General features: G+C 55.9%; 2 protein-coding genes and 2 pseudogenes. All 4 read left to right on the top strand.

What is annotated here, in order from left to right; translation table 11 throughout:
• Positions 1 to 159, top strand: a pseudogene (locus Q7J88_RS10830) (acetyl-CoA C-acyltransferase); the annotation flags it as partial.
• A gap of 27 nt (positions 160 to 186) precedes the next feature.
• Entirely contained in the window at positions 187 to 1,950 is a 1,764-nt protein-coding gene (locus Q7J88_RS10825) for an acyl-CoA dehydrogenase family protein (RefSeq protein WP_303722215.1), read from the top strand.
• Between the two features lie 26 nt (positions 1,951 to 1,976).
• Positions 1,977 to 2,393 carry a MerR family transcriptional regulator gene (locus Q7J88_RS10820; RefSeq protein ID WP_303722214.1) on the top strand — a complete coding sequence of 139 codons (417 nt, stop codon included), beginning with the start codon at positions 1,977 to 1,979 and terminating at the stop codon, positions 2,391 to 2,393.
• 24 nt (positions 2,394 to 2,417) lie between these two features.
• Positions 2,418 to 2,694 (top strand): annotated as a pseudogene (locus Q7J88_RS10815) (electron transporter); the annotation flags it as partial.

The raw sequence follows: 2,694 nt of genomic DNA, 5'->3' as shown, positions 1-2,694 counted from the left end.
GGCGGTGCCATTGCACTCGGTCATCCGCTGGGATGTACCGGCGCCAAACTGACGGCGACCCTGCTGTCCGAGATGGGCAAGCGCAACACCCGGTATGGCATGGTCTCCATGTGTATCGGTCTGGGAATGGGCGCCGCCGGCATCTTCGAAAGACTTTGATTCGACTCTAGAGGGATTGAAAAGACCATGTCTGAGACACAACTAAAGGGTTGCGAATACCTGTTGCGCGAAACCGCGTTGGAAGATCTCTTTACCCCGGAAGATTTTTCCGATGAACATCGCCAGATTGCCGGAACTACCGAACAGTTTGTCGCTAACGAGGTTTTGCCGCAAATCGAGGAGATCGAAGCGCAAAATTTCACCAAAGTGGTCGAACTGCTGCACCGGGCAGGCGAACTCGGGCTGATGATGGTGGATGGCCCGGAGGAATATGGCGGGCTCAATCTCGATAAAGTCACCAGCATGTTAACCGCGGAAATTCTTGGCAGGGCCGGCTCATTCTCTGTTTCGCTGATGGCTCATAACGGCATCGGTACCCTGCCGCTGGTTTATTACGGAACGCCCGGGCAAAAGGAGCGCTACCTCGAAAAACTGCTGACTACGGAGATGCTTGGGGCCTACTGCCTGACCGAGCCCGGCTCCGGTTCCGATGCCCTGGGTGCAGCAACCAGTGCGGTTCTCTCAGAAGATGGTACGCACTACACCCTCAACGGCACCAAGCAATTCATCACCAACGCGGCCTTCGCTGATCTGTTCACGGTCTTTGCCAAGGTCGACAAGCAGCATTTTACCGGTTTCCTGGTTGAGCGAGGGTTTGAAGGGGTAAGTATCGGGGTTGAAGAGAAGAAGCTCGGCATTAAGGGCTCGTCGACCTGCCAAGTGGTTTTGGACAATGTCAAGGTGCCAGCGGAGAACCTCCTCGGTGAGATTGGCAAGGGGCACAAGATCGCCTTCAACGTCCTCAATGTCGGTCGATTCAAGCTGGGTGCCGGGGCTACCGGTGCGGCCAAGCAGGCCTTCAAGGATGCAGCTCAATATGCCAACGAACGAAAGCAGTTTAATACGGCGATCAGCAACTTCGGTGCAATCAAGGAAAAGCTGGCGGATATGGTCACCGAGATCTTTACTTCGGAGTCGGTGGTGTATCGCCTGGCCGGACTGCTCGACGATCACCTGCAAGGGCTCGACAAGACCAGCGACAGCTACTACGCCGACTACCAAAAAGGGATCGAGCAGTACGCCGCCGAATGCGCCATCGCCAAGGTTTATTGCTCCGAGGTACAGGCCTTCGTGGCCGACGAAACGCTGCAGATTCATGGAGGCTACGGTTTCGTCAGCGAGTACCCGGCCGAACGCTATTACCGTGACGCCCGGATCAGCCGCATCTATGAAGGGACCAACGAAATTAACCGGATTCTGATCCCCGGGCTCGTGCTGGCCAGAGGGCTTAAAGGAGAGATCCCCTTGCAGGAGGCGTTGGCCGCGGCTTTTGAGGAAGACAACGAGCCCGATACCAACGTACCGTTTGCCCTGGAGCAGGCCCAGTTGAAGCGGCTGAAATCGCTGTTGTTGATTCTGCTAGGCGCGGCGCTCGAGAAATTTCAGAACAGGTTGCAGCAGGAGCAGGAAACTCTGCTGCCGCTGGCCGATCTGGCGATTCAGATTTTTGCCATGGAAAGTGCCGTTCTGCGGGCGGAAAAGGCCTATCCCATGGCGAGTGCTGGCAGGCAGGCGCTTTATCGCGCCATCGCCCTGACCGCCGCTTTCCGCGCAACCCGTAAAGCTGCTGAGGCGGCCCAAAAAGCGACCTATTTTATCGGTAATGCTCAACAGCTCAGGTTGCTACGCACAACTATCGCACGGCTGACGGACTTCGATGCCTCGGGTCTTCTCGACGCCAAGCGGGTGTTGGCCGAAGCGGCCCGCGAAAACGAGAAATATATTTTCTAATTTAAGACGGTTGAAAGAAGGTCGTCATGGACGAATATCCGCAAAACATGAAGATCGGCGAAGTTGCCAAGCAGCTCGGGATTTCGACTCGCACGATCCGCTATTACGAAGAGGTCGGCTTGATGGGGGGCAATCGGCAGGGTCCCGGAAGCATGCGCATTTATGGCAAGGAAGACGTCGTTCGGCTGAAATTCATTCTGAAGCTCAAGGAACTGGGCATCTCCCTGAAGGAGATACATGAGATTGCGGTCAACTACGAGCTGAACAACCGGGCTACCGACAAGATTCTGCCGCAGTTGATCGACGTTCTCGATCACCATCAGGTGCGCATTGATTTCAAAATCGAAACCCTTCAAGCGCTCCGCCGGGATATCAATGATTACCGCAAGCGCATTATCGACCGCATACAGCAGGCCGATATCGCTCAGGCATCGTACGTTTAACTGCAGAACCAGAAGAGGTCTGACATGGAAATGACCCGCGAGATTTACTGGAATATAGGCCACGGAGCCGGGACCCTGGTCCCCATGTACCTGCTGACCCTGGCGGCTCTGGGGGTGTTAGTCTACGGTTTCTTGCAGCGCCGCAAAGTCTATCGGCAGGGCAAACCGCTCAACCGCCTCGATCAGCTGCCGATACGGATCGGCATTCTGGTCAAGAACGTCCTGCTGCAGAGCAAGGTGCTCCGGGTCAAGGGGCCGGGTATTGCCCACGGCCTGTTCTTCTGGGGCTTCTTCATGTTGT

Source organism: Malonomonas rubra (genome assembly GCF_003247215.1).
Lineage (GTDB): Bacteria > Desulfobacterota > Desulfuromonadia > Desulfuromonadales > Geopsychrobacteraceae > Malonomonas > Malonomonas rubra_A.
Note: the sequence above shows the minus strand (reverse complement) of the source record. Positions and strands in the feature narration are given on the sequence as shown.